The sequence below is a fragment of the Buchnera aphidicola (Lipaphis pseudobrassicae) genome (genome assembly GCF_005081185.1).
In the GTDB taxonomy this organism is placed as follows: Bacteria; Pseudomonadota; Gammaproteobacteria; order Enterobacterales; family Enterobacteriaceae; genus Buchnera; species Buchnera aphidicola_AD.
In genome coordinates this window covers 2,977-7,856 of record NZ_CP034871.1, presented here as the reverse complement: position 1 = coordinate 7,856, position 4,880 = coordinate 2,977, and the positions used below count along the sequence as shown (strand labels likewise).

The window sequence follows — 4,880 nt, the reverse complement described above, 5'->3', positions numbered from 1 at the left end:
TTTTATTGTATAAATTTATTTTATTTACAACAATTATATAAATAAATGAGAAAATTTTTATGAATTCTAAAGTTATTATCTTCGATACCACTTTACGTGATGGTGAACAAGCATTACAAGCAAGTCTCAGTGTTAATCAGAAACTACAAATTGCATTATCTTTAGAAAAATGTGGAATAGATATAATTGAAGTAGGGTTTCCTATTTCTTCTCCAGGAGATTTTAAATCAGTTCAAACAATATCAAGAAAAATTAAAAATAGTCGAATATGTAGTTTAGCGAGATGTATTGAAAAAGATATCGATACTGCAGGTGAAGCTATGTCTTCATCTGATTCTTTTCGAATTCATATTTTTTTAGCTACTTCAACACTTCATATGAAATCTAAGCTAAAAAAAAATTTTGATGAAATTATGGATATGTCTATTTTTTCTGTAAAAAGAGCTTTACGTTATACTAACGATGTTGAATTTTCTTGTGAAGACGCTAGTAGAACTAATATAGATAATTTGTGTCGAATTGTAGAAAAATTAATAAAATCAGGTGTAAAAACTATTAATATACCTGATACAGTAGGTTATACAGTACCTAATGAAATATCTTCAATTATTAGTAATTTGTTCGAACGTGTCCCTAATATTCATAAATCTATTATCTCAGTACACTGTCATGATGATTTAGGGATGGCTGTAGGTAATTCAATTTCAGCTATACAGGCAGGAGCAAGACAAGTCGAAGGTACTATTAATGGTATTGGAGAGAGGGCAGGTAATACAGCATTAGAAGAGATTATTATGGCTATAAAAATTAGGGGAGATATTTTAGGTGTTTCAACTAATATAAAACATAAAGAAATTTATCGAACTAGTCAAATTATTAGTCAAATTTGTAATATGCCGATTCCTTCTAATAAAGCTATTGTAGGTAGTAATGCATTCTCTCATTCTTCAGGTATTCATCAAGACGGTGTATTAAAAAATAGAAAAAATTACGAAATTATAGAACCTAGTAGTATTGGACTAAAAGAAGTAAAACTTAATTTAACCTCTCGGTCTGGAAGAGCTGCAGTAAAATATTATATGGATAAAATGGGTTATAAAAAAACTGACTATAATATAGATGAACTTTATGTTGCATTTTTAAAATTAGCAGATAAAAAGGGACAGGTCTTTGATTACGACTTAGAAGCATTAGCATTTATTAATAGACAACAAGAAGAATCAGAATATTTTTCTCTCAAATTTTTTAGTGTTCAGTCTATTTCTAATGGTTTATCTACTGCTTCAGTAAAATTACTATGTGGTGCAAACATACATACAGAATCTTCTACTACAAGTAATGGTCCTGTTGATGCTATTTATCAAGCATTAAATAGAATTACACATTTTCCAATTATATTGCAAAAGTTTCAACTTGTAGCTAAAGGGAAGGGTAAAGATGCATTAGGTCAAGTGAATATTTTAGTAGAATATGAAAATCGTAAATTTCATGGTATTGGTTTAGCTACTGATATTATTGAATCATCAGCTCAAGCTATGGTTAATGTATTAAATAATATATGGAAAGCTAAAGAAGTTAATAAACAGTTAAAAAATTTAAAAAATTTTAATAAGTCTTGATTTTTTCACTTTTGTAAAATATGTTTTTGTTACAAAAATCAGATTTATCTTTCAATATATACGTTATTATTTAGGATAATATTCTTAATGAACAAAAAATATCGTATTGCTGTATTACCTGGAGATGGTATAGGTCCTGAAGTAATGAGAGAAGCTTATAAAATTTTAAAAATTTTACAAAATCATTTCTTATTACCTTTAGAAATAAAAGAATTTAATATTGGGGGGAAGGCAATAGATATTTATGGAACCGCTTTACCTAAAGAAACACTTATTGGTTGTGAAAATTCTGATGCAATTTTATTTGGTTCTGTAGGAGGTAAAAAATGGGATAAATTATCTATAGATAAACGTCCTGAAAGAGCTGCATTACTTCCACTAAGAAAACATTTTGACTTATTTTCTAATTTGAGACCTTCTAAATTATACCCAGAACTAAGTTTTTTATCTCCTCTTCACCCTAATATTATAAAAAATGGATTCGACATTTTATGCGTTAGAGAATTAACAGGAGGTATTTATTTTGGTAAACCAAAGGGCAGAATAACTCAAAATAATATAACCTATGCTTTTGATACAGAAATTTATCATGAATATGAAATAATACGTATTGCTAATTTAGCTTTTAAATTAGCACGTTCTAGAAAAAATAAAGTATGTTCAATAGATAAATCTAATGTTCTTCAAAGTTCTATGTTATGGAGAGAAATAGTTGAAGATATTTCTAAAAAATATCCTGATGTTACTTTGTCTCATTTATATATTGACAATGCTTGTATGCAAATTATAAAAGATCCTAATCAATTTGACATATTATTATGTTCTAATCTTTTTGGTGACATTATCTCAGATGAATGTGCAATGATTACAGGTTCTATAGGTATGTTACCATCTGCAAGTTTAAATGAAAAAAATTTTGGTTTATATGAACCAGCAGGAGGTTCTGCTCCTGATATCGAAGGAAAGAATCTTGCTAATCCTATAGCTCAAATTCTTTCTCTTTCTATGTTAGTTAGATATAGTATGAAATTAAATGAAATAGCAGATAAAATTGATCAAGCAGTAATTAATGTTTTGAAACAAGGTTATAAAACTATAGATATCTCTAATGGAAATGATTATATAAAAACGAATGAAATGGGTGATATTATTGCTAATTTTTTAATTCATGGTAAATAAAAAAATGAATAAAACATTGTATCAAAAAATATATGATTCACATGTTGTACATAAAGAAAAAAATGACATATCTATTTTATATATAGATTTACACTTATTGCATGAAGTCACATCTCCCCAAGCTTTTGCTTCTTTACGTAATAAAAACCGTAAAGTAAGACAACCTAATAAAACTTTTGCTACAATGGATCATAATGTTTCAACACAAAGTAAAGATATAAATGCATCAGGCCCAATGGCGAAGGTACAAATGCAAGAATTGATAAAAAATTGTAAAGAATATAATATACCATTATATGATTTAGATAATCCTAATCAGGGTATAGTACATGTAATAGGACCTGAAAAGGGTATGACTTTACCTGGCATGACTATTGTATGTGGTGATTCTCATACGTCTACTCATGGTGCATTTGGTTCATTATCATTTGGTATTGGTACTTCAGAAGTTGAACATGTTCTTGCTACTCAAACATTAAAGCAACAACGTTTAAAAAATATGAAAATAGAAATTACAGGAGAAATGAAAGATTTTATTACTGCCAAAGATGTAATTTTATTTATTATAGGAAAAATAGGAACATCTGGGGGTTCTGGATATATTATTGAATTTTGTGGCAATGTTATTGAAAGAATGAGTATGGAAGAAAGAATGACTATTTGTAATATGTCAATTGAACTTGGAGCAAAATCTGGATTAATAGCACCAGATGAAATTACATATTCCTATTTAAAGAATAAAATTTATTCTCCTTATAATGATTTTTGGGAAGAATCAGTAAAATATTGGAACACTTTAAAAACAGATAAAAATGCAGTTTTTGATAAAACTTTTACTTTTGATATATCAAATCTTTTACCGCAAATTACATGGGGTACAAATCCTGATCAAGTAATATCAATTAATGAAAGTATACCTGATTATCATACTTTTGATAATTTGACAAAAATAGATTTAGCAAGATCTGCATGTAAATATATGGATTTAAAAATAGGAACTTATTTAACAGATATTACTGTTAATAAAGTTTTTATAGGATCTTGTACTAATGGTCGAATAGAAGATTTAAGAATAGCTTCAAAGGTATTAAAAAATAAAAAAATTTCAAATAATGTGAAAGCTATAGTTGTTCCTGGTTCTGGTTCAGTAAAGAGACAAGCTGAAAGTGAAGGTTTAGATAAAATATTTATTAATGCAGGATTTGAATGGCGATTACCTGGTTGCTCTATGTGTTTAGGTATGAATCATGATAAATTATCTTATGGTGAACGTTGCGCTTCTACTAGTAATAGAAATTTTGAAGGTCGGCAGGGTAGAGGGGGTAGGACACATTTAGTTAGTCCTATCATGGCTGCATTAGCTGCTTTGCATGGTAAATTTTTTAATCCTATTAATTTAAAAAAATGAGAATATTTAGAAGATGCTTAAATTTACTGAATATACAGGTATTGTTGTTCCATTAGATGTATCCAATATAGATACGGATATTATTATTCCTAAACAATTTTTACAGGGGATAAATAAGACAGGATTAGGTAAATATTTATTTCATGATTGGCGTTATCTTGATTCTAATCAGTTAAAAAAAAATAATCAATTTATTTTAAATAATAAAATTTATCAAAATTCTAGTATTTTATTAACTAGAGAGAACTTTGGTTGTGGATCTTCTAGAGAGCATGCTGTTTGGTCTTTATTAGATTATGGATTTAGGGTGATTATTGCTTCTAGTTTTAGTGATATTTTTTATAATAATAGTTTTAATAATAAATTGCTTTTAGTTACATTGAAAGAAGATATTATTGAATATCTTTTTGATATCGTAAAGAATAATGTTGGTATTAGTTTTTTTGTGAGTTTAGTAGATAGTAAAATTATTGTTAATCAGAATTCTTTTTCTTTTAAATTAGATAATTTTCGTCGTTCTTGTCTATTGAATAATTTAGATGATATAGATTTAACAATGCGATTCTTAAACAAAATAGAAAAATATGAAAGCAAGATATTACCCTTTCTTTTAAATCGGAAAAAATTTAGCTCAAAATTTTTATAATTTTTCAAAAAAATAGCCAAAGTTTTAT

4 protein-coding genes are annotated in these 4,880 nt (G+C 27.2%); all 4 read left to right on the top strand.

Translation table 11 applies throughout. The features are described from left to right. Positions 1-59: 59 nt before the first annotated feature. The 4 genes from leuA to leuD all read left to right on the top strand — a co-directional run bounded on the left by leuA (position 60) and on the right by leuD (position 4,852). Positions 60-1,619, top strand: a complete 1,560-nt coding sequence (gene leuA / locus D9V70_RS03170; RefSeq protein ID WP_158356307.1) for a 2-isopropylmalate synthase — start codon at positions 60-62, stop codon at positions 1,617-1,619. A gap of 87 nt (positions 1,620-1,706) precedes the next feature. Continuing rightward, positions 1,707-2,798: a 3-isopropylmalate dehydrogenase gene (leuB, locus tag D9V70_RS03165; protein ID WP_158356306.1), complete on the top strand. Its 1,092-nt coding sequence runs from the start codon at positions 1,707-1,709 to the stop codon at positions 2,796-2,798. Positions 2,799-2,802: 4 nt separating this feature from the next. Continuing rightward, the gene (leuC, locus tag D9V70_RS03160; protein WP_172599348.1) at positions 2,803-4,206 is read left to right on the top strand and encodes a 3-isopropylmalate dehydratase large subunit; all 1,404 of its coding nucleotides are present in this window, start codon (positions 2,803-2,805) and stop codon (positions 4,204-4,206) included. Between the two features lie 13 nt (positions 4,207-4,219). Beyond that, positions 4,220-4,852: a 3-isopropylmalate dehydratase small subunit gene (leuD, locus tag D9V70_RS03155; protein WP_158356304.1), complete on the top strand. Its 633-nt coding sequence runs from the start codon at positions 4,220-4,222 to the stop codon at positions 4,850-4,852. The last annotated feature ends 28 nt before the right edge of the window (positions 4,853-4,880 follow it).